Origin of the sequence: Duganella sp. Root336D2, assembly GCF_001425005.1 — a bacterium.
Lineage (GTDB): Bacteria > Pseudomonadota > Gammaproteobacteria > Burkholderiales > Burkholderiaceae_D > Rugamonas.
Genome location: NZ_LMDB01000005.1, coordinates 1 through 24,742 on the forward strand (window position 1 = coordinate 1; position 24,742 = coordinate 24,742).

30 protein-coding genes and 1 pseudogene are annotated in these 24,742 nt (G+C 65.5%); 29 read left to right on the plus strand and 2 right to left on the minus strand.

Going from position 1 to position 24,742, the window contains the following annotated elements:
- Positions 1 to 126: 126 nt before the first annotated feature.
- Positions 127 to 651, minus strand: a pseudogene (locus ASD07_RS07405) (IS5 family transposase); the annotation flags it as partial.
- A gap of 1,457 nt (positions 652 to 2,108) precedes the next feature.
- On the opposite strand from ASD07_RS07405, the gene ASD07_RS07410 reads away from it, so the two are divergent.
- The 28 genes from ASD07_RS07410 to flhA are packed head-to-tail and all read left to right on the plus strand — an operon-like array spanning position 2,109 to position 23,676.
- A complete protein-coding gene (locus ASD07_RS07410; protein WP_057246278.1) occupies positions 2,109 to 2,813 on the plus strand; it encodes a flagellar hook-basal body protein in 705 nt (234 codons plus the stop codon).
- Between the two features lie 3 nt (positions 2,814 to 2,816).
- Positions 2,817 to 3,593 carry a flagellar basal-body rod protein FlgG gene (flgG, locus tag ASD07_RS07415; protein ID WP_055927402.1) on the plus strand — a complete coding sequence of 259 codons (777 nt, stop codon included), beginning with the start codon at positions 2,817 to 2,819 and terminating at the stop codon, positions 3,591 to 3,593.
- Between the two features lie 8 nt (positions 3,594 to 3,601).
- Positions 3,602 to 4,546 (plus strand): flagellar basal body P-ring formation chaperone FlgA, encoded by a 945-nt coding sequence (gene flgA, locus ASD07_RS07420; RefSeq protein WP_055927403.1) that lies wholly within the window; start codon positions 3,602 to 3,604, stop codon positions 4,544 to 4,546.
- 6 nt (positions 4,547 to 4,552) lie between these two features.
- Positions 4,553 to 5,131: a flagellar basal body L-ring protein FlgH gene (locus ASD07_RS07425; protein WP_082507182.1), complete on the plus strand. Its 579-nt coding sequence runs from the start codon at positions 4,553 to 4,555 to the stop codon at positions 5,129 to 5,131.
- Between the two features lie 5 nt (positions 5,132 to 5,136).
- Positions 5,137 to 6,258, plus strand: coding sequence for a flagellar basal body P-ring protein FlgI (locus ASD07_RS07430; protein WP_055927410.1), 1,122 nt, complete (start codon positions 5,137 to 5,139; stop codon positions 6,256 to 6,258).
- A 10-nt stretch (positions 6,259 to 6,268) separates the two neighbouring features.
- On the plus strand, positions 6,269 to 6,631 hold the full coding sequence (locus tag ASD07_RS07435) for a flagellar basal body protein (RefSeq protein ID WP_055927414.1): 363 nt from the start codon (positions 6,269 to 6,271) through the stop codon (positions 6,629 to 6,631).
- Positions 6,632 to 7,066 (plus strand): flagellar basal body rod protein FlgC, encoded by a 435-nt coding sequence (gene flgC, locus ASD07_RS07440; RefSeq protein ID WP_055927417.1) that lies wholly within the window; start codon positions 6,632 to 6,634, stop codon positions 7,064 to 7,066. It begins immediately after the preceding gene.
- A complete protein-coding gene (fliE, locus tag ASD07_RS07445) occupies positions 7,063 to 7,368 on the plus strand; it encodes a flagellar hook-basal body complex protein FliE (protein WP_055927420.1) in 306 nt (101 codons plus the stop codon). The genes flgC and fliE overlap by 4 nt, the downstream gene beginning before the upstream one ends.
- A gap of 3 nt (positions 7,369 to 7,371) precedes the next feature.
- Complete coding sequence (gene fliF, locus ASD07_RS07450) at positions 7,372 to 8,829, plus strand: flagellar basal-body MS-ring/collar protein FliF (protein WP_057246277.1); 1,458 nt, start codon at positions 7,372 to 7,374, stop codon at positions 8,827 to 8,829.
- Complete coding sequence (locus ASD07_RS07455) at positions 8,826 to 9,326, plus strand: hypothetical protein (RefSeq protein ID WP_055927425.1); 501 nt, start codon at positions 8,826 to 8,828, stop codon at positions 9,324 to 9,326. Before fliF ends, ASD07_RS07455 begins: the two co-directional genes overlap by 4 nt.
- Positions 9,314 to 10,177, plus strand: coding sequence for a FliH/SctL family protein (locus ASD07_RS07460; RefSeq protein WP_055927428.1), 864 nt, complete (start codon positions 9,314 to 9,316; stop codon positions 10,175 to 10,177). The genes ASD07_RS07455 and ASD07_RS07460 overlap by 13 nt, the downstream gene beginning before the upstream one ends.
- Positions 10,177 to 11,487, plus strand: coding sequence for a FliI/YscN family ATPase (locus ASD07_RS07465; protein ID WP_055927432.1), 1,311 nt, complete (start codon positions 10,177 to 10,179; stop codon positions 11,485 to 11,487). Before ASD07_RS07460 ends, ASD07_RS07465 begins: the two co-directional genes overlap by 1 nt.
- Positions 11,484 to 11,945: a flagellar FliJ family protein gene (locus ASD07_RS07470; protein ID WP_055927435.1), complete on the plus strand. Its 462-nt coding sequence runs from the start codon at positions 11,484 to 11,486 to the stop codon at positions 11,943 to 11,945. Before ASD07_RS07465 ends, ASD07_RS07470 begins: the two co-directional genes overlap by 4 nt.
- Positions 11,942 to 12,835: a hypothetical protein gene (locus ASD07_RS07475; RefSeq protein ID WP_156397916.1), complete on the plus strand. Its 894-nt coding sequence runs from the start codon at positions 11,942 to 11,944 to the stop codon at positions 12,833 to 12,835. Before ASD07_RS07470 ends, ASD07_RS07475 begins: the two co-directional genes overlap by 4 nt.
- Entirely contained in the window at positions 12,835 to 13,239 is a 405-nt protein-coding gene (locus ASD07_RS07480) for a flagellar hook assembly protein FlgD (protein ID WP_055927438.1), read from the plus strand. Before ASD07_RS07475 ends, ASD07_RS07480 begins: the two co-directional genes overlap by 1 nt.
- A 15-nt stretch (positions 13,240 to 13,254) precedes the next feature.
- Positions 13,255 to 14,427: a flagellar hook protein FlgE gene (locus ASD07_RS07485; protein WP_055927442.1), complete on the plus strand. Its 1,173-nt coding sequence runs from the start codon at positions 13,255 to 13,257 to the stop codon at positions 14,425 to 14,427.
- Positions 14,427 to 15,206: a FliM/FliN family flagellar motor switch protein gene (locus ASD07_RS07490; RefSeq protein ID WP_055927445.1), complete on the plus strand. Its 780-nt coding sequence runs from the start codon at positions 14,427 to 14,429 to the stop codon at positions 15,204 to 15,206. Before ASD07_RS07485 ends, ASD07_RS07490 begins: the two co-directional genes overlap by 1 nt.
- A complete protein-coding gene (gene fliN / locus ASD07_RS07495) occupies positions 15,203 to 15,547 on the plus strand; it encodes a flagellar motor switch protein FliN (protein ID WP_055927448.1) in 345 nt (114 codons plus the stop codon). Before ASD07_RS07490 ends, fliN begins: the two co-directional genes overlap by 4 nt.
- On the plus strand, positions 15,544 to 15,867 hold the full coding sequence (locus tag ASD07_RS07500) for a flagellar biosynthetic protein FliO (protein ID WP_055927453.1): 324 nt from the start codon (positions 15,544 to 15,546) through the stop codon (positions 15,865 to 15,867). Before fliN ends, ASD07_RS07500 begins: the two co-directional genes overlap by 4 nt.
- Complete coding sequence (gene fliP / locus ASD07_RS07505) at positions 15,864 to 16,607, plus strand: flagellar type III secretion system pore protein FliP (protein WP_055927457.1); 744 nt, start codon at positions 15,864 to 15,866, stop codon at positions 16,605 to 16,607. The genes ASD07_RS07500 and fliP overlap by 4 nt, the downstream gene beginning before the upstream one ends.
- A gap of 8 nt (positions 16,608 to 16,615) precedes the next feature.
- The gene (locus ASD07_RS07510) at positions 16,616 to 17,362 is read left to right on the plus strand and encodes a sigma-70 family RNA polymerase sigma factor (RefSeq protein WP_055927459.1); all 747 of its coding nucleotides are present in this window, start codon (positions 16,616 to 16,618) and stop codon (positions 17,360 to 17,362) included.
- Between the two features lie 12 nt (positions 17,363 to 17,374).
- Positions 17,375 to 17,971, plus strand: a complete 597-nt coding sequence (locus ASD07_RS07515) for a lipopolysaccharide assembly protein LapB (RefSeq protein WP_055927462.1) — start codon at positions 17,375 to 17,377, stop codon at positions 17,969 to 17,971.
- A 3-nt stretch (positions 17,972 to 17,974) separates the two neighbouring features.
- A complete protein-coding gene (locus ASD07_RS07520) occupies positions 17,975 to 18,337 on the plus strand; it encodes a hypothetical protein (protein WP_055927466.1) in 363 nt (120 codons plus the stop codon).
- Between the two features lie 19 nt (positions 18,338 to 18,356).
- Positions 18,357 to 19,499 (plus strand): tetratricopeptide repeat protein, encoded by a 1,143-nt coding sequence (locus ASD07_RS07525; RefSeq protein WP_055927469.1) that lies wholly within the window; start codon positions 18,357 to 18,359, stop codon positions 19,497 to 19,499.
- 2 nt (positions 19,500 to 19,501) lie between these two features.
- Positions 19,502 to 19,768, plus strand: a complete 267-nt coding sequence (fliQ, locus tag ASD07_RS07530; protein ID WP_055927473.1) for a flagellar biosynthesis protein FliQ — start codon at positions 19,502 to 19,504, stop codon at positions 19,766 to 19,768.
- A 6-nt stretch (positions 19,769 to 19,774) separates the two neighbouring features.
- Entirely contained in the window at positions 19,775 to 20,539 is a 765-nt protein-coding gene (locus ASD07_RS07535) for a flagellar biosynthetic protein FliR (RefSeq protein WP_082507183.1), read from the plus strand.
- Complete coding sequence (locus ASD07_RS07540) at positions 20,540 to 21,625, plus strand: flagellar biosynthesis protein FlhB (protein ID WP_055927475.1); 1,086 nt, start codon at positions 20,540 to 20,542, stop codon at positions 21,623 to 21,625.
- The gene (gene flhA / locus ASD07_RS07545; protein WP_055927478.1) at positions 21,622 to 23,676 is read left to right on the plus strand and encodes a flagellar biosynthesis protein FlhA; all 2,055 of its coding nucleotides are present in this window, start codon (positions 21,622 to 21,624) and stop codon (positions 23,674 to 23,676) included. Before ASD07_RS07540 ends, flhA begins: the two co-directional genes overlap by 4 nt.
- On the opposite strand, the gene ASD07_RS07550 is transcribed toward flhA, so the two are convergent.
- Positions 23,655 to 24,383, minus strand: a complete 729-nt coding sequence (locus ASD07_RS07550; protein ID WP_229207094.1) for a glycosyltransferase — start codon at positions 24,381 to 24,383, stop codon at positions 23,655 to 23,657. The two genes, flhA and ASD07_RS07550, sit on opposite strands and share 22 nt — an antisense overlap.
- On the opposite strand from ASD07_RS07550, the gene ASD07_RS31640 reads away from it, so the two are divergent.
- On the plus strand, positions 24,305 to 24,673 hold the full coding sequence (locus ASD07_RS31640; protein ID WP_055927486.1) for a hypothetical protein: 369 nt from the start codon (positions 24,305 to 24,307) through the stop codon (positions 24,671 to 24,673). The genes ASD07_RS07550 and ASD07_RS31640 overlap by 79 nt on opposite strands.
- Positions 24,674 to 24,742 lie beyond the last annotated feature (69 nt).

Consider the following 24,742-nt stretch of genomic DNA (forward strand, 5'->3'; position numbering starts at 1 on the left):
TGCAATGACTGGTTGAAAATTTGTGTCCATAATTGAATTTGTGGGCACAACTGCTGTGCCAAAATTCGATCATGGATGGGGGCGATTCCTACGTCCAGACGGTGCTGGCTTTACGCTTACGAAATTACCGCCGTCACCTTTGCCTTCGTCATCGTCTTTGCGCACGAAGCTCTTGTGGCCGGCCCACGCCTGGATCAGCGTGCCGTCCACGCTGAAGTGTTCCCCCGAGAGCCATTCCTTTTTCTCAGCGATGGCCAGCACCTCGTTGAAAAATTCGACCACGGCATCGTGCTTGATCAGGCGCTCACGATTCTTGGTGAAGACGGTGGGCACCCATACGGCGTCGTCCATGGACAGCCCGATAAACCAGCGAAACAGCAGGTTGTACTGGACCTGCTCCATCAACTGGCGCTCCGAGCGCACGCTGTACAGCACTTGCAGCAGCATGGCGCGCAACAGCTTTTCCGGCGCAATGCTCGGGCGCCCACCTTTGGTGTCGGCCTCGTACATCTCGGTGAATAGACCGTTCATTCGCTCCAGCGCCGTATTGGCCATCTTGCGGATCACGCGCAATGGATGATCCGCCGGGATGAAGTCCTCCAACTTACGCATGGTGAACAGGCTCTCGGTGAAGGTGTCGGCGCCGCGCATTGAGTCTTGGATCTGGAAAATGGGATGTCAGGATAACATTGGCTGCACCGCATCGGGTACGATGGGGAGACAGTATTTCAGCAGCCTGCTAGTACTGCGGACGTCATAGGTTGCTCGATTGACGCCAGGCGACTATCGATGGCGTGATGCATTCGGCAATGCAATCGGGTCTAGCTTGACGGAACAGTTGTGGCCGACGTCCTGCAAGCTGCTCAAGCGGTAGCGACCACCCTGGGGGTCGAATTTTCCGCTATTTCCTATCTGCCAGCTGACATCGCATATTGGATGAGGGGACCACGAGGGATGCTCGCACATCGACAGCTAAGGGGATTTCGTATGGTGTCGATGGGATGCGTGAACTCAAACATGGGGCGCTCACAGAGCTTGAAAGCCGTGGAGTGGATGTTGTGAGACGTGGCGATGCATGGGCCCTGCGTCGGGCCGCAGCAAGTCATGTGTTCGTCGATATGATGTTACTAGGAGACCCGCAGGAACTTGCGTTAGCAGTTGTTGGCGGAGAGATCGCCAAGCCAGTGCTTGGAGCACAACAAGAGCAATGTGGCGCGTGCTTCCCGACAATTTCAGTAAGCCGATTTCCGAACTCGTCACGTCCGGATCTTCACAGTTCGAACGAATGAATGGAGGTTTAAGGACGCCTGCGAGTCGAGTGCTCGACGATGCGCAAATCGAACGATTGACTTAAGAGTTTATCAAGGTCGGTGGCGATCCAGCAAAACTCCGGTTCAACAGTGGCCCACAAACATCTTATCTAGATGAGCTTGACGTAATTCGTGTCCGCGGGGATGTGTTTTCAGTTGATGACGCGCTGCACCCGAGGTCGAGCATGTCAGGCCGAGCTACTGGCTTCAAGCTAACGGCAAGGCGAATTTAGCGTCTCAGGGCTCGCCTTTAGAAAGTCGGTTGGTGCCCAATTCGAAGAGTCGGCCGAATCTGCGGCCGGCTCACGGTGAGTTTGACGCAAGCACCAACTATTTGCGGTCGGATTGCATGATGCATTCGGCAATGCGCTAGGAAGTAGCGTGTCGGAAGAGCTGGATCAGTTACCCCAGTTGAATGAGCTCAATCGAATCCTAAGAGCTACTCAAGGCCGAATTGAAGTCGATTCGCGCGTCCCGCGATCCGCAATTGAGCGTCGGATCCTTGTCTTCACGCAGTTCACCTCGCGCAACAATACTGTCGTGTGAGGAGGGCAGGAACAACTGCATGACGATAGTATTTGCGATTTGCTAACATAAATTGCACACAATGTTGCAACTACCACTAAAACTGTATCTACTTTGAAAATAGAGTGTGCATTTTTCAAGAATATGTATCAAATTGTGACAATTGGATAGGATTTGCGTTTCATCCCGCGGCTAAGATCGGCGTTCTTGTTGGGTGTCAAATGAACGTGTCATCTTAGTAACAACGCCGTTGCGCGGGAAAAGGATCATCAGTTGGACGTCACAAAGATCGCTGCAGAAGGCATGCAGCAAGATCTGCTGCGAATGCAGAGCATCAGCCAGAACATCGCCAATGTTCTCACTCCAGGTTACAAGCGCCAGATAGCTGCGCAACAGGGATTCTCCGTACAGGTTGAAAAAGGATTGGCGGTGCAGCCGGGGTCCACGATCGATGCGCGCGCCGGTACCATGCGCTTCACCGGCTTGCAGACCGATGTTGCAGTCGAGGGCGAAGCATTCTTTGAAGTGGCGACGCCGGATGGCCCGCGCTACACCCGCCAGGGCGCACTGCGTGTTGACGCAGGTGGCCGCCTGGTTGGCGCCAACAATTTCCCCATCATGGGTTCCAGTGGCGACATCGTGCTCGCCGGCGGGCCTTTTACCGTCGATTCGTCCGGACAGGTGTTCCAGGACGGGCGCGTCGCCGGTCAGCTGAAGCTTGTGTACTTCCGCGAGGCGCAGCGCCTGGAGCCGGTAGGCTCGGGCATGTACGCGCAAGGCGGCGCTTCGCTCGAAACCGCTGCAGCCACCGTGGCTGCGCGGGTGCGCTCCGGCTATCTGGAAAATTCCAACGTCGATAACGCCCGTGAAATGGTCAGCCTGACTGAGACGGTGCGCCATTTCGAAGCCCTGCACCGCATCTCCCAAGGCTATGACGAGGTCCTTGGCTCAGCAATCAGAAAGCTCGGAGAGTTTTAAGCAATGAATGACGCGCTCTATATCGCTGCAACTGGCATGAACGTGCAACAGCGCAGTGTCGACACCATCGCCAACAACCTGGCGAACGTGAATACGCCCGGCTTCAAGAAAGGCCGGGTCAACTTTGAGGATATGGTTTATCGCGCACTTGGCGCGCCGGCGGGGCAGGCGGATGCTGCGCGTCCTGCATGGCAGGGCAGCGGCGTCGGCATGCTGTCGCTGGTGAAGCAATTCGCCCCCGGCGAGTTGCGCAAGACCGAACAGCCGCTGGACATCGCGATCCAGGGCGAAGGCTTTTTTGAAGTCAACGCTACGGACGGCACCCCGGCATACAGCCGCGGTGGTTCGCTGATCGTTGACAAGGACGGCTTCCTGTCGACTGCGGATGGCCATGTGCTGAAGCCTGGCATCCACGTCGGCCTGGATGCGTTGGAAATCACCGTCAAGCAAGATGGCCGGGTTCTGGTGCGCAACCGTGAGGGCGGCTCTTCCAACGAAGTCGGCCGGATAGAGCTGGTGCGCTTTGCCGATACCCAGGGCCTGGTCGCCCTTGGCGGCAACCTGTATCGCCCGTCGGCGCAGTCCGGCGATGCGATCCTGGGACGTGCCGGCGAAGATGGCCTGGGCGGCATTGCACAAGGCTTCCTGGAGTCCTCGAACGTCAAGCTGGTCGAAGAGATGGTGGACCTGATGGCGGCGCAGCGCGCCTATGAGAGCAACGTCAAGGTGATCCAGGCTGCCGACGAGATGCTCGCGATGAGCAATAACCTGCGCAAGTAATCGTTGTCATGCGGTTTTGGGCGGGCTTGCTGTTCCTGCTGGCGGTGAACGCCACGGCCGCCGAGATCGTACTGGAACTGCGCAAGGAAGCGTCGGTGCGCGGCCCGATGGTCACGATTGAAGAACTGGTAGTGATGGATGCCAGCCATGCCGCGCTGGCCGCGACGCCTGTCGGCAGGGCGCCGCTGGCCGGGCAGAGCGCTTTGCGCAGCCGGCAGGAATTGGCCGATGTGCTGGCCCGTCAGCCGGGCTGGCGCGGCAAGCAGGTCGAATGGCGCGGTGCGGAGGCAGTGCGCGTGCGCACCGAGGCCGTGGCTTTGCCAGGCGAACGGCTGGTGGCGGAGGCGGAGCGTTACCTGCGCGAACATTTCGGCAGCCGCTACGCGAGGCTGGAGGCCGCGCCGGCAGCGGAAGTGCCGGAAGTCGCTGTTCCTGTAGGCGACCTTGCGCTGCAAGTGCGTCCGCTGCCGAACGCACGCTTGCCCGGGCGCGTCGCGCTGTGGATTGATGTTTTGGCCGGCGGTGCGGTGCAGCGCTCCATTGTGGTGCCGATGCGGATCTCGGCCTGGCAGGAAGTGCTGGTGGCGCGAGGGCCTTTGGCCGAAGGCGCCGGCATCGGCCAGGGCGAGGTGGAAGTAAAGCTGGAGCGCGTCGAGGCCATCGGCGACGAGCCGGCGGAGCCGGATGCGCTGCAGCGGAACGGCCGGCTGCGGCACGCAGTCAGTGCGGGGCAAGTGCTGTTGCGGAAGGATTTGGCGCCCGCTAACGCTGTATTGCGCGGCGACAGGGTGCGGCTGGTGGCCGGCAGGCCTGGAATGCAGGTTGAAGTGGGCGCGGTGGCCGAGGCCGATGCGCTGGTAGGACAAACAATCGCGGTCAGGCCGGCAAACGGCGGCGGCGTAGTGATGGCGCGGGTGACCGGGCTGGGTGAAGTCAGGCTGGATGAAAGATAAAGAAGAATGAAGAGCAGGATGTGGAATTGGATGGGGGCGCTGATGCTGGCACAGGCTGCCGTGGCGCAGGCGACCAGCCTGTATGATCCGGTGGCCTACCAGGCCCTGACTTCCGATTTGCGGCAGCGTAAGGTCGGCGACCTGATCACCGTCATGGTCTATGAGAACTCAAGCGCCAGCAGCACCGCGAATACCAGCGCGGGCCGCGAAGCTGGCATCGGCCTCGCCGCACAAGGCACCGGCGGCAAGCGGGTCGCGGCGTCGGTGCACACCAATAACGATATGGACGGGCGCGGACGCACCGAGCGTGAAGGCCGCGTGCTGGCGCAGCTCACCGTCTCGGTCCGCGAGATCACGGAATCGGGCGACCTGATGGTGGCGGGCGAGCAGGTGCTGGAAGTGAACAATGAGCGCCAGCAGATCAAGGTCGAAGGCCGCATCCGTCCGCAAGATGTGTCGGCGGCCAATGTCGTGCTGTCGACGCGCATCGCCAATGCGCGCATCAGCTATGCGGGCGAGGGCGACCTGGCCGCAATCCAGCGGCCCGCCTGGTGGCAGCGTTTCCTGACCCTGTTTGGCTTGTAATCCCTATGCGTCAATTTATTCTGCGCGCCATGCTGGCGCTGGCGGGGCTGTGCGCCTGTGTGCAGGTGCAGGCCGAAACGATTCGTATCAAGGACCTGGGCAAGGTCTCGGGCTGGCGTGAAAACGCGCTGACCGGCTACGGCCTGGTGACCGGCCTGGCCGGCACCGGCGATTCCAGCCGCAACAAGGCAACCCGCCAGTCGATCGCCAATATGCTGGCGCGCTTCGACATGACTGTAGTTGCGGAAGATGTGCAGAGCCGCAACGCCGCTGCCGTCATGGTGACGGCCAGCCTGTCGCCTTTCGCACGGGAAGGCGATACGCTGGACGTGACCGTCACTTCGCTGGGCGATGCGCGCAGCCTGGTGGGCGGAACGCTGATCCTGGCGCCGCTGAAGGGGCCGGACGGCAAGGTTTATGCGCTGGCGCAAGGAGCGCTGACTGTCGGCGGCTACAAGTACGACATGAACGGCAATGTGCAGCAGAAGAACCACCCGACGGTGGCTTCCATTCCAAGCGGTGCGACGGTGGAGCGGGGTGTGGTCAATGACGTGACCCTGCAGGGCAACAGCGTCACCTTCGTGCTGTCCGAGCCGGACTACACGACAGCCAGCCGTGTCGCCGCAGCGATCAACCGCGGCCTGGGCGGCAACCTGGCGACGGCGCTCGATCCTTCCGGCATCGAAATCAATATCCCGGAAGCGCGCCGCTCGCGCCTGAACGATTTCCTGATGGCCGTCGAAAACGTGTCCGTGGAACCGGACCGCCGTGCGCGCGTGGTCATCAACGAGCGCACCGGCACCGTGGTGGCGGGCGGCGACGTGCGGATCTCCAAAGTGGCGGTCTCGCACGGCGAGCTGAAAGTGAGCATCCTGACCGACAACACCGTGTCGCAGCCGCTCCTGGTCAGCAATACCGGCGCGGGCGTGCGCACCGCGCAGGTGTCGAACAGCCGGGTGGACGTCGAGGAGCGCGGCGAAACGGGCCTGGTGACTGCCGGCGGCAATACCGTCGCCGACCTGGTGCAGTCGCTCACGCGCGTCAAGACCAATACGCGCGACATCATCTCGATCTTGCGGGCAGTGAAGGCGGCAGGCGCCTTGCACGCGGAACTGATCGTTCAATAAGGACTGGATTATGCAATCGATTATCGAATCGGGCACCGTGGACCTGTTGCGGCTGGCGCTGGATGCGTCCATCATGCGCCAGCAGGCCATTGCCCACAATATCGCCAACGCCAATACCCCCGGCTACCAGCGCATGGGCGTCAGCTTCGAAGCCCAGGTGGCGCAGCTGATGGACCAGCAGAAGGCCGGCACGCCAACGCTGCCGATGGCGGCCTTGCGCCCGGAGTTCGTGTCCATCGGCCAGGAGCCGGTCTCGCTCGACACGGAAATGGCTTCGCTGGCCGAGAACACCCTCCACCACCAGGCTCTGCTCAAGGCCCTGAGCAAGCAAATGTCGCTGGTGAGCACAGCGATCAACGAGGGAAAACGCTAAATGGACTATCACGCGCTCTTCCAGATCAGCGCCAGCGGCATGGCGCTGGAAAAACTGCGGCTCGATACCACCGCCGCCAATATCGCCAATATGAACGTCGCTTACGCACCAGGCGAAGCAGGCTACCGCCCGATGCGCGTGGTGGCGCAAACCGCGCAACTGGGATTCAGCCAGCAATTCGGCAGCATGTACCGTGCCGTGGGCGGCGTGCAGTCCATGAGCGTGGTGCAGGAGTCGGCGCCGCCGCGCCTGGCGCATGAACCGGGCCACCCGCTCGCCAATGCGCAGGGCATGGTTGCCTATCCGGGCGTCAACCACACGCAGGAAATGGTCAATATGACCGCCGCGCTGCGCGCCTATGAGGCGAACGTCGCGGCCATGAACGCTGCCAAGACCATGGCGGCGCGGGCACTGGACATCGGAGGCCAGCAATGACTTTGGAAGCGATCGGCGCGATCGGCGCCGTGGATGCGCTGGACACAGTGGCGCCGGCAACGGCACAGGCGGCAGCGCCGGAAGGCAGTTTCGGCAGCTGGTTTGCGCAGGAAATGGGCGTGGCCAATACGCGCGCGGCAGAGGCAGACCTGGCCGTGCGCCAGCTGGCGGCCGGCGAACCGGTCAGCCTGCACGATGTGATGATCAAGCTGGAAGAGGCGAAGCTTTCCTTCCAGCTGCTGGCCCAGGTGCGCAACCGCGTGCTGGAAGCCTACCAGGAAGTAATGCGTACCCAGGTGTAATTGATGACGATGATGCAGATGTGGAGCGGCATGGCGCCGCGTGCCCGGACGGGATTGGCGGCGGGCGTGGTGGCGATAGTCGCGCTGGTGGCTGCGCTTGGCTTCTGGGCCTACCGGTCCGACTACCAGGTGCTGTTCTCCGAAGTAGCGGCGGCTGATGCGGCGGCGATGACGGCCGAACTGGACAAGCAGAAAACGCCTTACCAGCTGGCGGACGGCGGCTCGACCATCCTGGTCCCGAAGGACCTGGTGTACAAGACGCGCTTGAAGCTGATGGGCAAGGAAATGCCGCTGCACGGGGCGGTGGGATTCGAAGTATTCAATAACGCCGACTTCGGCATGACCGAGTTCGTACAGAAGGTGAACTACCAGCGCGCCATCCAGGGCGAACTGACCCGCACCATCCTGTCGATCGAGGAGATCCAGGCCGCGCGCGTGCACCTGGCCTTGCCTGAACAGGGCCTGTTCCGCAAGAGCGGCACCAAGCCCAAGGCCTCGGTGACGGTCACCATGAAGCAGGGTCACGCGTTGGCGCCGGAACAGGTGACCGGCATCCAGCGCCTGGTCGCCGCGTCCGTGCCCGATATTGTGGCGGCCGACGTGACGGTACTGAACCAGCAGGGCGTGGCGCTGACCCGCGTCGCAGCGGAACAAGGTGGCGAGCAATTGTCGATAGCGCAGCTGGACCTCAAGCGCGGTACCGAAGACTACCTGGCGAAAAAAGTCAGCCAGGTGCTGGACCGTACCTTCGGCGCGGGCGAGGCCGTGGCCAGCGTCGACGTCCTGCTGAACCTCGACCAGACCAAGGTCACGACGGAAGAAGTGCTGCCGGCCCGTGGCGCAGCAGGGGCGGCAGCCGGCGTCATGGTGCGCGAGCGCCAGACCAGCCGTGAAGGCGCGCCGGCCGTCGCCAGCGGCCAGCCAGCCGGCAGCGGCAGCACCCTGACCGAAGCCGATTACCAGGTCGGGCGCCGCGTCGAACAACACGTGCCGGGCAGTGGCGCCATCCGCCGCATGACCATTGCGGTCGTGGTGCGCCAGCCGCTGCGCGCGGAGCAGCAGGAGAAACTGAAGGAAGTGGTGATGGCCGCGACCGGCTTTAGCGCCGCACGCGGCGACGCCGTTGTGGTGCATACGATGGAGCAGTTGCTGACGCCGGCGCAGGCGGCGGGCAATGCGGCGCCCGACGCGCAAGGTGCGCTGGCTGGCTCGGCTGCGGCAAGCGCGGCTTCGCGCGCCTCGGCCGAAGCTGCCGCGGCCACCGGTTCCGTGCCGTGGGCCTTGACCGCCGTCCTTGCAGTGATCGTGGCGGCCGTCGCTGTCGCCTATGCACTGCGGGCGGGCCGCAGGCAGGCGCCGGCTGCGCGCCTGGATCCGGCCACGCGCCAGTTGCTGCTGCAGGATATCCGCAGCTGGATCGCGGCGCCTGCCACTGCGGTGGCGAAGGAGCACAAGCCATGAGTGGACATCGCCAGGCGGCGGCCGTCCTGCACGGATTGGCCGCGGAAGACCGCGACCTGATCCTGGCGGAATTGCCGGCCACGGACCAGGCGGCCCTGCAGGCCTACCTGCAGGAGTTGCGCGAGCTGGGCTTCGAGGGCGGCCCGGATGCGGTGGCGCCAGTGGCGCCGGCGGCCGGCAATCCGCGCGACGTGCTGGCGCGTGCCGGCCTGGTTCCGGTGCAGGCCCTGCTGGCCGCGGAACCTGCATCGCTGGTGGGCCAGTTGCTGGCGCTGGGCCCCTGGTCCTGGGCCGATGAATTGCTGGCGCAAATGCCGGCGGCGCGGCGCGAGGCGGTGCAAGCCGCCGCTGCGCAGCGGCCGGCGCCGGCGCTCGCGCGCTTCCTGCTGGAAGATGCCGCGCGCCGCCTGGCCGACAGCGTGCCTGCCGCGCCTGCCCCGGGCCGCCGAGGCCTGCTGAAACCATTACTGCGCCTGGTGCGGCCATGGACCCGATAATCCGCGCTGCCGACATTGCCAGTGTGCGGCGCCTGGCGCGGCCAGGTTCGGCCGCGCAGGCCTCGCGTGCCGCGGCCCCGGGGCCGGCTGCGGTCCCGGCGGTGGAAGCACTGAAACCGGTGCCGCCACTGGCTGCCGTGCGTCCGGCCATCCCCGGCGAGGAGGAATGGCAGGCCCTGGAGGAGCGCGCCCTGGCCTTGGGCAAGGGCGAGGAGGCGCTGCGCCGCAGCCTGGCCGACCTGGCCGTGCAGCAGGACAAGCTGGCCGGGCGCGCGGCCGAACTCGCGCAGCGCGAACAGGCGCTCGAAGCCGAACTGGACGAACGCCGTGCGGCAGCGGAAGAGCGCGGCTTGCTGGCCGGCGAGGCCAGGGCGCGCGCCGCCGTGGACGCCATGCAGGAAGAAGCGCAGGCGCATGCAGCTGCCCTGGCGGGGCAGGTGCGCAAGGTGCTCGAGAGCCTCGCCGCCAGCCGCGCTGCGCTGCTGGCGGAAGCGGACGACGTGCTGGTGGAAGTCGTGCACGCAGCGCTGTGCCGCATGCTGGGCGAGGGCGGCGCCGCACGGGCGCTGGTCGCCACGGCTGTCGCCGCAGCCTTGCGCGAGGTGCGCGATGGGGAGCCGGTGCGTGTCTACGTCCATCCCCAGGACCTGGAAATGCTGCAAGGCCTGGCCGGCGCGGAAACCGATCCGCGCGTCCAGCTGTTGCCCGACGCCGGCGTCGTGCTGGGCGGCTGCCTGGTCGAAACCGCGCGCGGCACCCTCGATGCGCGCCTGGACCTGCAGATGCAAGCCCTGCGCGAAGCGCTGATGGCGGCGCGCGAGGCGCGCCGCACCGTCCAGGTGGCCGACTGATGCAGCAATACCTCGACGCCGTTCGTGACGCAGCGCTGACCCGCCGCCTGGGCCGGGTGCTGGCCGTCACCGGCCAATGCATCGAGGCGGCCGGCCCGGATGCGGCGGTCGGCGAACAGTGCGAAGTGCTGTTGCCGCGCGGCGAGGGGCGGCTGCTGGCCGAGGTGGTCGGCGTGCGGCCGGGCCGCGTAATCCTGATGCCTTACGGAGACCCGCGCGGCGTCGCTGCCGGCTGCGAAATCGTGGCCAGCGGCAAGGCGCCTGGCATGCCGGTGGGCGAGGCCTTGCTGGGACGGGTGATCGACGCCTTTGGCGCGCCGATCGACGACCTCGGCCCGTTGCCGCCGCTGGCCACGCGCAGCCTGCACGCGGCGCCGCTCAACCCCCTGAGCCGGCCGCGCATCAGCCGCCTGCTCGAAACGGGCGTGCGCGCCATCGATACCATGCTGCCGCTCGGCTGCGGCCAGCGGGTCGGCATTTTCGCCGGCAGCGGCGTTGGCAAGAGCACCTTGCTGGGCATGCTGGCCTGCGGCGTGCAAAGCGACGTCAATGTGATCGCCCTGATCGGCGAGCGCGGGCGCGAGGTGCGCGACTTCGTTGAAAAGCAGCTCGGGCCGGAAGGCTTGCGCCGCAGCGTGGTGCTGGTGGCGACCTCGGACCAGCCGGCCCTGGTACGCATGCGCGCAGCCCATGCCGCCACCGCCATTGCGGAGTATTTCCGCGAGCAGGGCAAGCAGGTGCTGTTGATGATGGATTCGCTGACGCGTTTCGCCATGGCGCGGCGCGAAGTCGGCCTGGCCGCCGGCGAACCGCCGACGGCACGCGGCTACACCCCGTCGGTCTTCGCCGACATCCCGCCGCTGTGCGAGCGTTGCGGCACCAGCGCGGAGGGCGGCGCCATCACGGCGCTGTACACCGTGCTGGTGGAGGGCGACGATTTCAACGAGCCGGTGTCGGACATCGTGCGCGCCACGCTGGATGGCCACATCATGCTCTCGCGCAGCCTGGCGCACGAAGGACACTTCCCGGCCATTGACGTGCTGCAAAGCGCGTCGCGCCTGGCCACCGAGCTGGCAAGCGCGGAAGAGCTGGCCCTGATGGGCGAGACGGTGGACGTGCTGGCGACCTACGAGCGCAACCGGCAGATGGTGGAAATGGGCGCGTACAAGGCGGGCAGCAATCCCGGCATCGACCGTGCCCTGGCCGCCATGCCGGCGCTGCGCAGCGTGCTGCGTCAGCCGGTGGCGGAAGTGGCTACGCGCGCCAGCGCCCTTGGCGGCCTGCAGGCGGCACTCGGGACGCGTGCATGAAGCTGCGCGGATTCCGTTATGCGCTGGAACCGGTGCGCCTGACGCGCCAATGGGCAGTCGACGGCTTGGCGCCGGAGCTGCAAGCAGCCGCTGCGGAGCTGGCCGTGCAGCAGCGCGAGTTGGACCGGCTGCAAGCCCTGGCGCATGCCGCGCAAGCGGAGTGGAATGGGCTGAGCCAGGCCGGCCAGGCCATGCCGGCCGAACGCTTTGCGCAACTGGGCCGCTACCTGGGCGATTGCCGCTTGCGCCAGGCCGTGCAGGCACAGGCCGTCGAGCGGACGGTGCAGGCGCTGGAAGCCGTGCGGCAGCGCATGCTGGCGGCAAGGCGCGAACTGGATGCGGTGGAAGAGCACCGCGACGAAGCGGGCCGGCAATTCCTGCGGCAGCGCCAGGACGGTGACATCAAAGCCGCCGATGAATTGTGGAATGTGTTGAAGTCAGGACGGGGGACAGCATGACAGCGATGATTGATGCAGCGGGCGGTGCGCTCACCGCCCGCAACGGCGATGTGCGCCAGATGGACGGTACGCGCCATGCGCGCTGGCTGTACGACCTGGAGCAGGCCTTGCTTGAACAGGGATTGAAGCCTTACCAAGCGTCCGACGATGAGCAGCCGGGCGCTCGTGCCGGCCAGGATGCCTTGCCGAACAAGGCGCAGCGTGCCGCATGGGAGCAAGCCGGCCAGGTGGTGCCCGGCGCGGCGCCTGTTGCGGCCCAGGCCCAGGCCCAGGCCCAGGCAGCGGCGCAGCAGCAAGCGGAACCGCAAGCGGCGGCCCAGCCGGCCGCTGCGGCACAGTCTTCGGCTGCGGGCACGCCGGCCTTCGCGCTGGCCCAGCCTGCCCGCACGACGGCGCCGGCGCTGGCCGCGCTGCCGGTGCAGGCTTTGGCAGCGCCGGACCGGCAGCACGAGGCGCAGCCGGCGCAGGCCGGGGTTGATGCCATCGATGCTCCCGCGGCCTTGCGTGGCGCAGCTCCGCTGCAGCGCGCGGCCGTGAACTTGCTGGCAGCGCGCAATGGCGCGCCGGCGGGCGAAAGCGAACTGCAGGAACCGACTCCGTCCAGCCAGCAGGCGCAAGCGCCGGGCGAGCCGTTCGAGAAAAAACTGCTGCACCTGTTTTATGGACGCGACGGCGTGCACGCCTTCGTGCGCGACGCCGAATTGCAGGCGGAACAGATGCGCAGCCTGGCCCAGAACCTGGCCAGTGAACTGGGCGGCGAGGGCAGGCGCCTGGCTTCACTGACGGTAAACGGACGCAAGGTGGATGCCGCGCGCGGCACGGCAAGCGAAGCAGATGACACGGCGCAGTACCAGGCGCCACAACAGGACAGCACAAGGAGCATCAATTAATGGCTATTTCTTCTACTGCGGCAGTGGGCGCGGGTCCCGCATCGCAATCGAGCAATATCGGCATCGAGGATTTCCTGAAAATCCTGACGTCCCAGCTGAATAACCAGGATCCGCTGAAGCCGCTGGAAAACCAGGAATTCGTGGCGCAGATCGCGCAATTTGCGAACCTGGAGCAAAGCCGCCAGCTGAACGTGAAGCTGGACAGCATGCTGAACTACCAGTCCGCCATGCAGTCGGTGGGCATGCTGGGCCGCACGGTGGACGTGGAGCAGGGCAGCGGCCTGGTCACCGGCAAGGTGACGGCGCTGGACGTATCCTCCGGCACGCCGCTGATGACAGTGACCACCACCAGCGGTTCCTTCCTGGAAAAAATCAGCCTGTCCCAGGTCGTCAATATTCGCTAAAACAAGGGAGATTCCATGTTTGATACGCTGTTAATCGGCACGTCCGGCCTGCTGAGCCATGCGAAGGGCCTGAAAGTCGTCGGCAACAACCTGGCCAACGTCAACACGGCAGGCTTCAAGAGTTCGCAGCTGCAGTTTGCCGAGCTGTTCGAGCAGGGCGGCGGCCAGCCGGCGGCCGGGCAGGGCGATGCGCAAGGGCAGGGCGTGGTGGCGCAGGCGACGCGCGTCATGTTCCGTACCGGTACCGACCAGAGCACCGGCAATGCGCTCGACCTGGCCATCGGCGGCAACGGTTTCTTCATCGTCAAGCGCGACGACCAGCTGCTGTACTCGCGCGCTGGGCAGTTCCAGTTCAATGCCGACAACATCCTGGTGAACGCGCATGGCGACAAGGTGCAGACAATGGACAGCAGCGGCCACTTGTCCGACGTCACGCTGGCCGACCTCGAGCACAGCTTGCCGAAAGCCACCGCCGTCGCGAAAATCGGCGGCATCCTGACCAACGTCGTGACCAGCCCGCCGGTGACCGCGGCGCTGAATGGCGTCAGCCTGATCGCGCCGTCCGGTTCCAACGTCACGGTCAACCTGAGCTTCAGCAACGCTGGCGGCGGCAACTATACCGTCAAGGTCACCAATAGCGGCGGCACCGAGGTGGGCAGCGGCACCATCAAATTCGCCAACGGTTTTGCCGTGCCGGGTTCCAGCACCCTGAGCTTCAATTACACCGACGGCACGAACCCCGAGTTCGCGGTGCAACTGGATTTCAACGCGGTACAGAACAACGGGCAGTCGACCCAGCTCGCCATGACCACGCAGGACGGCTTTGGCAGTGGCGTGCGGACCGACCAGACCATTGGCGCCGACGGCACCGTGACGGTGCGCTATTCGAATGGCCAGACCGCCAAGGGCCCGCGTATCGCCCTGGCGGACTTCCAGTCCGAAACGGACCTGAACCAGGTCGCCGGCGGCTTCGAAATGCGCGAAGGCGCGGCGCTGCACCTTGGCTATGCGGGCGACGGCTCGTTCGGCAAGCTGCAGTCGGGCCATCTGGAAGGCTCGAACGTCGACCTGGCCGAAGAATTCGGCAACCTGATCCTGATGCAGCGCGGCTACCAGGCGTCGTCCCATGTGATCAGCACAGCCAATGACATGATCCAGCAATTGTTTGATATGAAGGGCCACCGTTGATGGAAGTCAGTCCATACGCGCTGCTGGGCGCCAGCCGCCTCAGCGCGGTGCGCGACACGCTGGAGCGCGCCCTGTCCGCCTGGGCGGCCGACTGGGGTATGCGCGAACCGGAAGTTGCCGTCGAACGGGCCTGGGAAGCGGCGCCGCACAGCGCGCCGTGGCAGTACGCCCGTGCCGGCACGGACGGGCGCGGCTTGTGGCTGGCCTGGCCGGCGGAGCTGGCAGGACAACTGCAGCGCCAGCTGTTTGCGCCAGACCGGCGCCATGCCCCGCAGCAGGGCCAGCCAGCCATGGCGCTGGCGGCGGCGGATGCGGCGCTGGCCGCGCTGGCCGACGGCATTACACGCGAAGCGCTGGGACAAACCGTGGCGCTTGAAGCGGAGGCGCCGCACGGCTTGCGCGACCACGCGTCGGGCGCCCTGGCGTTCGAGCTGAGGATCGGCAAGCTGGCCTGCCATGGCCTGCTGAACCATGAAGCGGTGCTGCAGCTGGCGCCGCGGCGCGCCGCCGCCACTGCGCTGCCGGCGGTCAGCCTGGTCGCGCTGCTGGCGCAGCAGCCCGTTGCGTTGCAGGTGGCAGTGGGCCAGGCGCAAGTGACACTGGGCAGCCTGTTGGCGCTGGAGGCGGGCGACGTCATCCGGCTGGACAGCCTTGCCGAAGATGCGCTGGCGGTGCGCGACGATAAGGGCCGCCTGCTGTTTGGCGGCCATCTCGGCGTTGCCGGAAACAAGTTGGCGCTGGAAGTGGTGCCTGGAACAAAGAACGGAGTAAAAGCATGAGCAGTACGAGCAAGGGCGGCGCGGCCGCCCAGACGCAGTTGGTGGAACTGGTGCACATCGAGCCGCAGCCGGAGAAGGGGCCAGCCCTGCTGGGCGGCAAGCTGGGCTTGCTGGACAGCGTGCCGGTGACCCTGAGCGTGGTGGTGGGCGAGGCGCGCACGACGGTGGGAGAACTGATGGCCCTGCGAGAACTGTCGGTGCTCAAGATCGACAAGGAAGCCGATTGCCCGGTCGACGTCATCGTCAACGGCAATGTGGTGGCGCGCGGCCACCTGGTGGTGGTGGACGACAATTTCGGCGTGCGCATCAGCGAAGTCGCCCAGGCAAGCGCGCAGGCATGAACAGCCAGGCAAGTTCGACAGCGGCCATCCCGTTCAAGCGCGAGAGCGACGTACCGGTCGGCAGTGCCGTCGGCGGCGGCGTCGGCGTGCTGCTGATCGCCCTGGCTGCGATTGTCGTGGTGCAGGTGCTGCGCAAGAAGCTCAAGCTGGCGCCGCCCGGCGCCGGTGCGCGCCACCTGCGCGTGCTGGAAACCCAGCGCCTCGGCCCGCGCAGCACGCTGGCGGTCGTCGAGTTCGCCGGCCGCCGCTACCTGCTGGCGCAGGGGGAGCATGGCGTCAGCTGCGTCGACAGCGTGCCTGCGGAAAAGGATGCACAATGAAGCGGCCCCACTTTTTGCTGCTGGCCCTGGCTTGCCTGGCGCTGCCGGCCGTTGCCGCCGAGCCTTCGCTGGCCTTGCCGGGCGTACAGGTGCAGCTGGGCAAGGGCGGCACGGACGCTGCGGCGGCCGTCCGCATCTTGCTGGGCTTGACCGTCCTCAGCCTGGCGCCGGCGATCCTGATGTCGATGACGTCCTTCATCCGCATTGCCGTCGTGCTGTCGATGCTGCGCACGGCGCTGGGCATGCAGGACACGCCGCCCAACACTGTACTGATCAGCCTGGCGCTGTTCCTGACCTACTTCACCATGGCGCCGACCCTGAAGCAGGTCAACGAGCAGGCGCTGCAGCCGTACATGGCGGGCAAGCTGTCGACCGAAAGCGCGTTCGACAAGGGCAGTGCGCCATTGCGCGACTTCATGGTGCGGCAAACCCGCGAACAGGACCTGGCCCTGATGGTGGAGCTGGCCAAGGCGGCGCCGCCGCAGGACGTCAGCGACATCAGCATGTCCCAGCTGGTGCCGGCCTTCATGCTGTCCGAGCTGCGCGCCGCCTTCCAGATCGGCTTCGTGGTATTCCTGCCCTTCCTGCTGGTGGACCTGATCGTTTCAAGTGCCCTGATGGCGCTCGGCATGATGATGGTGCCGCCGGCGTCGATCGCCCTGCCGCTGAAGATCCTGCTGTTCGTGCTGATGGACGGCTGGAATCTCGTGGTGCGCTCGCTGCTCGGTACTTTCGCCTAGAACCGATCATGGCTGCCGCCTTGCTTGCCTGTGAACCGGATGCCGGCGCCGCCCTGTGGCAGCGCTTCTGGGGCAGCCGCGACCCGGCGCTGCGGCAGCAACTGGTCGAGCGCTATCTTGAGTACGCACGCATCATGGCAGCCCGCCTGTTCAGCATGCGCGCCCATGCCGGCCTGGAGTTCGGCGATTTCCTGCAGTTCGCGCGCGAAGGCCTGCTGCAGGCGGTTGACCGTTTTGAGGCAGGGCATGGCGCCAAGTTCGAGACATTTGCCGCTGCGCGCATCAACGGCGCTATACTCGACGGCATAAGGTCGTACAGCGACGCGCAGGAGCAGGCGGCGGCCCGCAAGCGCATCCTGGCGGCGCGTTCGGCTGACCTGGCGCCAGCCGGCGCAGCGCCGGCCGACCCGGACGCGCTCTTCGGCCAACTGGCCGAAATGGCGGTGGGCCTGGCGGTGGGATTCGTGCTCGACGATTCGGGCATGTATCTTGCCGACGAGCCAGGCTACCCCGACAATGCCTACGCCGGCATTGAAATGCGCCAGCTCAGGCAGCGCATCCATGCCTTGCTGCACCAGCTGACGGAACGCCAGCGGCAGGTGCTGCATTACCACTACCTCCAGCAGCTGCCGTTCGAAGAGATCGCCAATATGCTGGGCTTGAGCAGGGGGCGCATTTCCCAGCTGCACAAGGAAGCTTTGGACGCCCTGCGCAAGCGCATGCTGCAGGACGACCCCGTTAACCTGATATTTTGATTGGACGCATAGATGAGCAATTCGATCCTCGCCGGGCTTGACCAGGCCGAACTGTTACAACTGGCACTCAAGGCCGGCGCCGGGAATGAGGCGGGCAGTGCCATTGCCTACTTGAAGGAAGCCGTGGGGCGCCCCGATGCGACCGCCCAGGCCCATTACCTGCTGGGGGCGGAATACGCCCAGCTGGGCATGTACGACCGGGCCGCCGGCGAAATGGAAGCGGCGATTGCCCTTGACCAGACGCTGTACACTGCGCGCCTGCAGCTGGCCTTGCTCTGGCTCGGCGCCAGCCAGGCCGAGCGCGCGGCCGGCGTGCTGCGCCCCCTCGAGGAAAGCGGCGTGCCGGCCGAGCTGCAGCACTTCGGCCACGGCCTGCTGTTGCTGATTGCCGATGACCTGGCCGGGGCACGTACGGCGCTGGCGCAAGGGATTGAGCTGAATCATGCCAATCCGCCGCTGAACGACGACATGCAGCGCATCATCGGCGAGCTGGACAGCCGGATCGCCGCCGCAGGCGCGGCAGCGCCGGCGGACAGTACCGGCGCCGAGGCGGACGGCGACGGCCAGCACTTGCTGCTGTCGGCTTATGCCGGCAACTTCAAGCACTAAAGCATGACTTCGATCAGCCCGGTCACCCAGCTCGTTGCGGCCATCCGCAGCCAGCTCGACCGCGCGGCGCCGGCGCGCCGGCGCCGGCCGGGCGCGGCGGCGGCATCGCGCCAGGCGGCGGAAGGGCTGACCAGCCTGATCGAACTGCGTGTCGCCCACATTGCTGAAGACGATCCCCAGCGCGGCCGCAAGGCGTTCCGGGTCTTCCTGGAAGCGGTGCTGCTGGCGCATTTTGGCACCAAAGTCGCCAATGATGCCCGCTTCCACCAGATGCTGGACGACATCCAGCAGGCCATGGAAAGCGACCCGGCCAGCGGCCAGCTGGTAGAACAGGCGATTGCCCACTTGCTGGCGCGCCAGTCCTGACTCACTAACGAAAGACACTATGCAGCATCAAGAAACGCCCCCACTCGAACGCCTGGCCCGGCACGAAGCCTACCTGGCTAGCGATCCCGACAACCTGTCCCTGCTGCAGACGGTGGTTGAGCTGTGCTTCGCGGCCGGGCTGCCGCAGCGCGCGGAAACCCATGTGCGCGCCGCGCTCGAACGCCATGCGGGCGAGCCGGGTCTGCTCGCGATGTTGGGCAACACGCTGCTGGCGCAGCAGCAATGGGAGCCGGCCGCCGAGTTGTTCGGCGGACTGCTGGGAAGGTTCGCCGATGGCGGCCTGGCCTACAATTTTGCGCTGGCCTGCCTGTTCCTGGGCCGCTGGCAAGAGGGCTGGCACGCGCTGGCGCCGTATGTCGAAGGTGAGGGCGCCAGCCCGGCGCCGGGCGCGGTCACCATCGCCTTGCGCCTGCTGCACCGGCTGGGCGACCTGGACAAGGCAAGCGCCCTGGTGCAGCGCTACCGCGACGCGTTCAGCCAGGCGCCTGCCTTCCTGGGCGCGGCCAGTGCCGTGTGCCTGGACGACGGCGACCTGGAGCAAGCCGAAGCCCTCAGCACGGCCTCGCTGGCCTGCGGCCGCAACGTCGAGGCGCTGGTGGTGGCCGGCTCGGTCGCCCTGGCCCGTACCGACAACGACGCCGCCGTCCCGCTGTTCGAGGAAGCGCTGGCTTCCAGCGCGACCGAGGCGCGCGCCTGGGCCGGCCTGGGCATGGCCAGCATGCTGCGCCGCGACCTGAAGAGCGCGCAGCAGCAGCTGGAAAAGGCGGTGCACTTCATGCCGGGCCATATCGGTACCTGGCACCTGCTGGCCTGGGCCCGCCTGTACAGCAACGACCTGGCCGGCGCGACTGCCGCCTTCGAAACGGCGCTGGGCCTGGACCGCAATTTCGGCGAGAGCCACGGCGGCATGGCGGTGGTGCAGGCCATGGCCGGCAAGCGTGCCGAGGCCGAGGCCAGCATTGCGCGCGCCCTCGGCCTGGACCGCGACAACCTGTCGGCGCGCTACGCCCAGATGGCGCTCGATGGCGACCTGCAGGATCCGGCGCGCTTCCACGCCCTGGCCATGCGCCTGTTGTCCATGCGCGAAGGCACGTTCGGCCGCAGCATGGGCGATATCGTGCAGTCTTACCAGAGCCGCTGAACATGGGTGCCGATTCCGCGCTCCAGATGCTGGCCGAACTGCTGTGGAACGGGCTGCTGATTACCGCCCCTTTGCTGGCGGTGACGCTGGTGGTCGGCCTGCTGATCAGCATCCTGCAGGTGGTCACGCAGGTGCAGGAAGCGTCGCTGACCTTCATCCCCAAGATCATCGCCGCCGTGGTGGTGCTGGTGGTGTGCGGGCCGTGGATGCTGAAGCGCCTGGTCGGCTATGCCACCGGCTTGATTGCCTCGATTCCGCAGCATTTCTGATCTGGCATGACCCTGAACATCGACATCGCCTGGCTGCTGGCCGTGTTCTATACCACGCTGCGTCTCGGCGCCGTGCTGCTGATGTCGCCCATCATGTCGGGGCTGGGCGGGCTGCTGCTGGTGCGCGTGTTCCTGGTACTGGGCTTGTCTGTCATGCTGGTCAACAGCCTGGACCTGCCGCTGCCGGCGCACGGCCTGGAGCTGGGGCCGATGATTGCGGGCGCGCTGCTGGAGCTGGCGCTGGGCATCACCCTGGCGTTCGGCGTGCACGCGGGATTTGCCTCCTTCACCCTGGCCGGCAAGGTGCTGGACATCCAGAGCGGCCTGGGCATGGGGTCGGTCTACGACCCGGTCACGCGCAGCAGCGCGCCGCTGTTCGGCACCATGCTGAATATGGTGGCGGTGGTGGTGTTCTTCGCGCTGGATGGCCACCATGCTTTCGTGCGCGGGCTGGCCTATTCGCTGCAGCAGGTCGCGCCCGGCAGCGGCCTGGCCGCGCTGCCGGCCGAGGCCGTGGTGCGCCAGTTCGGGCTGATGTTCTCGCTGGCCGTATCGCTGGTGATCCCGGTGATGCTGGCCCTGCTGCTGGCGGAAGCGGCACTGGCGATGGTGTCGCGGGTGCTGCCGCAAATAAATATGTTCGTGATCGGGGTGCCGGTCAAGATCGTGGTGTCCATCGTGGTATTGATGCTGACGGCCGGCAGCCTGGGACCGGCAATGGGACGCGTGTACAGCGGCATTTTCAGGTATTGGGAACAGGTGTTGGGTTAAATGGCAGAACAAGATTCCGACCTGACAGAACAGGCGACACAGTACAAGCTGGAGCAGGCGCGCAAGAAGGGCTCGGTCGCCCGCAGTGCTGATTTCACGGCGGCAGCGATGATGGCGGCCCTGGTGCTGATGTTCCATGCCTATGGCGGCGCCGCCTTGCGCGAAGCGGCTAGGCTGCAGCAGCAGATGCTGGCCCACGCCCAGGCGCTTGACTGGCGCAGCGAAGCGATGGCGGCCTGGCTGGGCCAACTGCTGGTGGCGATGCTGGCGATCCTGGGGCCGTTGTTCCTGGCGCTGATTGTCGTGGCGGTGCTGGCCAACCTGGTGCAGACCGGCCCCGTGTTCAGTTTCCATCCGCTGTCGCCGGACATGAACCGCCTGAATCCCGCGCAAGGCTTCAAGAAGATCATGTCGAAACGCACCCTTTTCGAGGCGGGCAAATCGATCGTGAAGCTGGTGGTGCTGTGCGCCGTGGCTTACTACATTGTGCGCGACATGATTCCCGGCCTGGCCAGCTTGCCGGCGCTGGAAGCCAAAGGCTATGTGCATACGCTGCTGGGGCTGTGCGGCTCGCTGCTGGCGAAAATGCTGGCTGCGCTGATTGTCATCGCCATGCTCGACTTCGGGTTCACGCGCTGGGAGTTCAGCCAGCGCATGCGCATGAGCAAGCGCGACGTGAAGGACGAACACAAGAACAGGGAAGGCGATCCACGCATCCGTGGCCGCTTGCGCGACCTGCGCAAGGAAATGCTGAAGCGCAGCCAGTCCGCGGCCAAGGTCTCACAGGCGGACGTGCTGATTACCAACCCGACCCATTTGGCCGTGGCGCTCAGCTACCAGCATGGCGTCTCCGGCGCACCGCAAGTGGTGGCCAAAGGGGCCGGCGAGCTGGCGGCGCGCATGCGCGAACTGGCCGGCCGCAATGGTATTCCCGTGGTACAGAACCGGCCGCTGGCGCGGGCACTGTTCCGCGAAGTCGGCCATGACGGCTATGTGCCGGAAAAATGGTACCCGCAAATTGCCCGCATCATGGTGTGGGTGTATACGATGCGCGAGGCAAAGCGCAATTCTGGAAAGGCAAGATGATGTTGGCGTTGCAAAAGGTGTTCAAGAACCACACCGATATGGTGCTGGTACTGCTGGTGGTCGGCATCCTGACCGTGCTGTTCGTGCCGATTCCCTCTGGCCTGCTGGACTTCCTGATCCTGTCGAACGTCAGCTTTGCCATGCTGATCCTGCTGCTGACGTTCTACATCGGGCGGCCGGTCGAGTTCTCGACTTTCCCGTCGCTGCTGCTGATCGCTACGCTGTTCCGCCTGTCGCTGAATGTGGCGGCCACGCGCCTGATCCTGTCCGAGGCCGACGCCGGCCGTGTCATTTCGGCCATCGGCTCCTACGTGGTGGGCGGCAATTACGTGATCGGCATGATCGTGTTCCTGATCCTGGTGGTAGTGCAGTACGTGGTGGTGACCAATGGCGCCCAGCGCGTGTCCGAGGTGGCCGCGCGCTTCACCCTGGACAGCATGCCTGGCCAGCAAATGAGTATTGACGCCGACTTGAACATGGGCTTCATCGACCAGGAGGAAGCCAAGCAGCGCCGCAAGATGCTGGAAAAGGAATCCGGCTTCTACGGCGCCATGGACGGCGCCAGCAAGTTCGTGAAGGGCGATGCGATCGCCGGCATCATCATCATGCTGATCAATATCGTGGGCGGCCTGGTGATTGGCGTCATGCAGATGGGGATGCGCTGGGACCAGGCGCTGCAAACCTTTACCCTGCTGACGGTGGGCGACGGCATCGTGACCCAGGTGCCGGCGCTGGTGATTGCGGTGGGCACCGGTATCATCGTGACCCGCTCCGCCTCGGACGGCAGCTTGAGCGGCGAGGTGCTGAAGCAGATGACCGCCTTTTCCAAGCCGATGTTCATTGTGGCGGCAGCGCTGTCGGTGCTGCTGTTCCTGCCCGGGATTCCGTCCGTGCCGGTGCTGTTGCTGGTGACGCTGCTGGCCGGCGTCGGCTGGCTGATGCGCCGCAAATCCGCCGGCAACGGGACTTCGGATGAAGACAGCGCCGACAGCTCGGCTGGCGAAGGGAAGGATGGCGAGACCGGCTACGACCTGCTGCGCGTGGAACCGTTCGAGGTGCACGTTGGCGCCGCCCTGGCGCCGCTGGTGCGTGGCGAGCAGACTGTCTTCATGGAACGCATCGCTGCGATCCGCAAGCAGTACGCCCTGGAGTCGGGCATGGTGCTGCCGAGCGTGCGCTTCCGGGACAGCGCGCAGCTTGGCGCCAATGCCTATGAGCTGCAAGTGTTCGGGGTTCCGGCCGGGCGCGGTGAAATCATGATGGAGCGCACCCTGGCGATCCGTGCCAGCGCCGAAGCGCGCCCGGTCAAAGGGATTGAAACGCGCGAGCCGACCTACGGGCTGCCGGCGGTGTGGATCGAAGAAGCTGAAAAGGACATCGCCCGCGCTGCGCGCTATACGCTGGTCGATGCCACCACGGTCTTCATCACCCATTTGAGCGAGGTCCTGAAGCAGCAGTCGGCAACCTTGCTGACCCGGACGGAGACCGACAGGCTTCTGCAGCGCGTGCGCCAGGACCAGCCTGGCCTGGTGGAAGAACTGGTGCCGACCGTGCTGTCCATCGGCGACGTGCAGAAAGTGCTGCAAAACCTGCTGCGCGAAAAGGTCTCGATCCGTAACCTGGAGCTGATCCTCGAAACGCTGGTCGATGCCGGCCGCAATTCGAAAGACCTGGGCTACCTGACCGAAGCAGTGCGGCAGAAACTGGGCCCGGCGATCTGCCAGGGCCTGATCGGCGACCACGCCTCGCTCAGCGTATTGACCCTGGATGCCGGCATCGAACAAGTGCTGATGGACAGCGTGCGGACGGCCGACAGCGGCAGCGCGCTGGTAGTGGAACCGCGCTATGCGGAGCAGCTCCTGTCGCGCCTTGCCGCGCAATCGGAGCGCATGATGAAGGGGAATATGCTGCCCGTGCTGCTTTGCTCGCCGGACCTGAGGCGCCATATCCGCGCCCTGGCTGAACGCGCGGTGCCGCATATGCGCGTGCTCTCGATGGCCGAGATCCCGGGCAGCGTCAACCTGAAGGCTTACGCCACCGTCACGCTGTAATCGCCGTTCCTGGCCCGTTCCAGCATGGCCAGCTGGGCCGGCAGGCAGACCGAGCGCAGGTCGTAGCATTCCACTACGCTCTGGCGCGCGCGTGCGCGGACCATGGCGAAGGCTTCCGGCTCCGCCAGGACCTGCACGGCGCATTCGGCGATCTGCTGGGGCGAGAAGAAGTCGACCAGCAGGCCGTTATCGCCATCGCGGATCACTTCCTCCACCGGCGCCGTGCGCGAACCAATGACCACGCAGCCGCAGGCCATCGCTTCGAGCATCGACCAGGACAGCACGAACGGGTAAGTCAGGTAGATATGGGCCCGCGACAGTGCCAGGATGCTGGTGAACTGCGGATAGGGGACGCGGCCCAGGAAGTGCACCCGGCTCCAGTCGGCCGCATCGCCGATTTCCTTCCGCATGACATCCTTCCAGCTCCCGCCGCCTGCCGGTGGTGCGCCATAGCTGACGCCATCGCCGCCGATCACCAGCACGCGGGCCTGGGGCCTGCGGCGCAGGATTTCCGGCAGGCTGCGCATAAAACTTGGGAAGCCGCGGTGCGGTTCGAGATTGCGGCCGACGTAAGTCAGGACTTCGTCTCCGGCCCTGAGTGTGATGCCGGTGCCGGGAATCTGGAAGCTTGCGGCGGGATTGGGGCGCAGGCGCGCCGTGTCTATGCCTGGCTGACCTGCGTGCCGCGGTAGCGGGCAGCGCCGCAGCGACCAACTACCTGTACAACGGCAAAGGCCAGCAGGTGGGAAGCGTGGACGCAATGGGTACCCTGACCGAAACGGTGTACGACAAAGAAGGCAATGTCTCGCGTAAGATGCGCTACGCCACGCCCGTGGCCTGGCAGGATGGCGCCACGCTTGCCAGCCTGCGCCCGTCCGCTACGGAGACCGACCGCCGCTGGAATTACACCTATACCAAGCTGAACCAGCTCGAGACTGAGACAGCACCGGTGTTGGCGCTGCGTGAATTCTGCCCCACCCTGCTGATTGAAATTTGACCCAGGGCGGATATTGCCATTCTTTCCGGCAACTGTGGATAAGTGTAACAAAAAAGACAAGGGTGTCAG

Excerpts from the sequence above, each read along its gene's own strand:
- flgG (WP_055927402.1), top strand. The coding sequence starts at position 2,817 with ATGAATGACGCGCTCTATATCGCTGCAACTGGCATGAACGTGCAACAG.
- flgA (WP_055927403.1), top strand. The coding sequence starts at position 3,602 with ATGCGGTTTTGGGCGGGCTTGCTGTTCCTGCTGGCGGTGAACGCCACG.
- ASD07_RS07425 (WP_082507182.1), top strand. The coding sequence starts at position 4,553 with ATGAAGAGCAGGATGTGGAATTGGATGGGGGCGCTGATGCTGGCACAG.
- ASD07_RS07430 (WP_055927410.1), top strand. The coding sequence starts at position 5,137 with ATGCGTCAATTTATTCTGCGCGCCATGCTGGCGCTGGCGGGGCTGTGC.
- ASD07_RS07435 (WP_055927414.1), top strand. The coding sequence starts at position 6,269 with ATGCAATCGATTATCGAATCGGGCACCGTGGACCTGTTGCGGCTGGCG.
- flgC (WP_055927417.1), top strand. The coding sequence starts at position 6,632 with ATGGACTATCACGCGCTCTTCCAGATCAGCGCCAGCGGCATGGCGCTG.
- fliE (WP_055927420.1), top strand. The coding sequence starts at position 7,063 with ATGACTTTGGAAGCGATCGGCGCGATCGGCGCCGTGGATGCGCTGGAC.
- fliF (WP_057246277.1), top strand. The coding sequence starts at position 7,372 with ATGACGATGATGCAGATGTGGAGCGGCATGGCGCCGCGTGCCCGGACG.
- ASD07_RS07455 (WP_055927425.1), top strand. The coding sequence starts at position 8,826 with ATGAGTGGACATCGCCAGGCGGCGGCCGTCCTGCACGGATTGGCCGCG.
- ASD07_RS07460 (WP_055927428.1), top strand. The coding sequence starts at position 9,314 with ATGGACCCGATAATCCGCGCTGCCGACATTGCCAGTGTGCGGCGCCTG.
- ASD07_RS07465 (WP_055927432.1), top strand. The coding sequence starts at position 10,177 with ATGCAGCAATACCTCGACGCCGTTCGTGACGCAGCGCTGACCCGCCGC.
- ASD07_RS07470 (WP_055927435.1), top strand. The coding sequence starts at position 11,484 with ATGAAGCTGCGCGGATTCCGTTATGCGCTGGAACCGGTGCGCCTGACG.
- ASD07_RS07475 (WP_156397916.1), top strand. The coding sequence starts at position 11,942 with ATGACAGCGATGATTGATGCAGCGGGCGGTGCGCTCACCGCCCGCAAC.
- ASD07_RS07480 (WP_055927438.1), top strand. The coding sequence starts at position 12,835 with ATGGCTATTTCTTCTACTGCGGCAGTGGGCGCGGGTCCCGCATCGCAA.
- ASD07_RS07485 (WP_055927442.1), top strand. The coding sequence starts at position 13,255 with ATGTTTGATACGCTGTTAATCGGCACGTCCGGCCTGCTGAGCCATGCG.
- ASD07_RS07490 (WP_055927445.1), top strand. The coding sequence starts at position 14,427 with ATGGAAGTCAGTCCATACGCGCTGCTGGGCGCCAGCCGCCTCAGCGCG.
- fliN (WP_055927448.1), top strand. The coding sequence starts at position 15,203 with ATGAGCAGTACGAGCAAGGGCGGCGCGGCCGCCCAGACGCAGTTGGTG.
- ASD07_RS07500 (WP_055927453.1), top strand. The coding sequence starts at position 15,544 with ATGAACAGCCAGGCAAGTTCGACAGCGGCCATCCCGTTCAAGCGCGAG.
- fliP (WP_055927457.1), top strand. The coding sequence starts at position 15,864 with ATGAAGCGGCCCCACTTTTTGCTGCTGGCCCTGGCTTGCCTGGCGCTG.
- ASD07_RS07510 (WP_055927459.1), top strand. The coding sequence starts at position 16,616 with ATGGCTGCCGCCTTGCTTGCCTGTGAACCGGATGCCGGCGCCGCCCTG.
- ASD07_RS07515 (WP_055927462.1), top strand. The coding sequence starts at position 17,375 with ATGAGCAATTCGATCCTCGCCGGGCTTGACCAGGCCGAACTGTTACAA.
- ASD07_RS07520 (WP_055927466.1), top strand. The coding sequence starts at position 17,975 with ATGACTTCGATCAGCCCGGTCACCCAGCTCGTTGCGGCCATCCGCAGC.
- ASD07_RS07525 (WP_055927469.1), top strand. The coding sequence starts at position 18,357 with ATGCAGCATCAAGAAACGCCCCCACTCGAACGCCTGGCCCGGCACGAA.
- fliQ (WP_055927473.1), top strand. The coding sequence starts at position 19,502 with ATGGGTGCCGATTCCGCGCTCCAGATGCTGGCCGAACTGCTGTGGAAC.
- ASD07_RS07535 (WP_082507183.1), top strand. The coding sequence starts at position 19,775 with ATGACCCTGAACATCGACATCGCCTGGCTGCTGGCCGTGTTCTATACC.
- ASD07_RS07540 (WP_055927475.1), top strand. The coding sequence starts at position 20,540 with ATGGCAGAACAAGATTCCGACCTGACAGAACAGGCGACACAGTACAAG.
- flhA (WP_055927478.1), top strand. The coding sequence starts at position 21,622 with ATGATGTTGGCGTTGCAAAAGGTGTTCAAGAACCACACCGATATGGTG.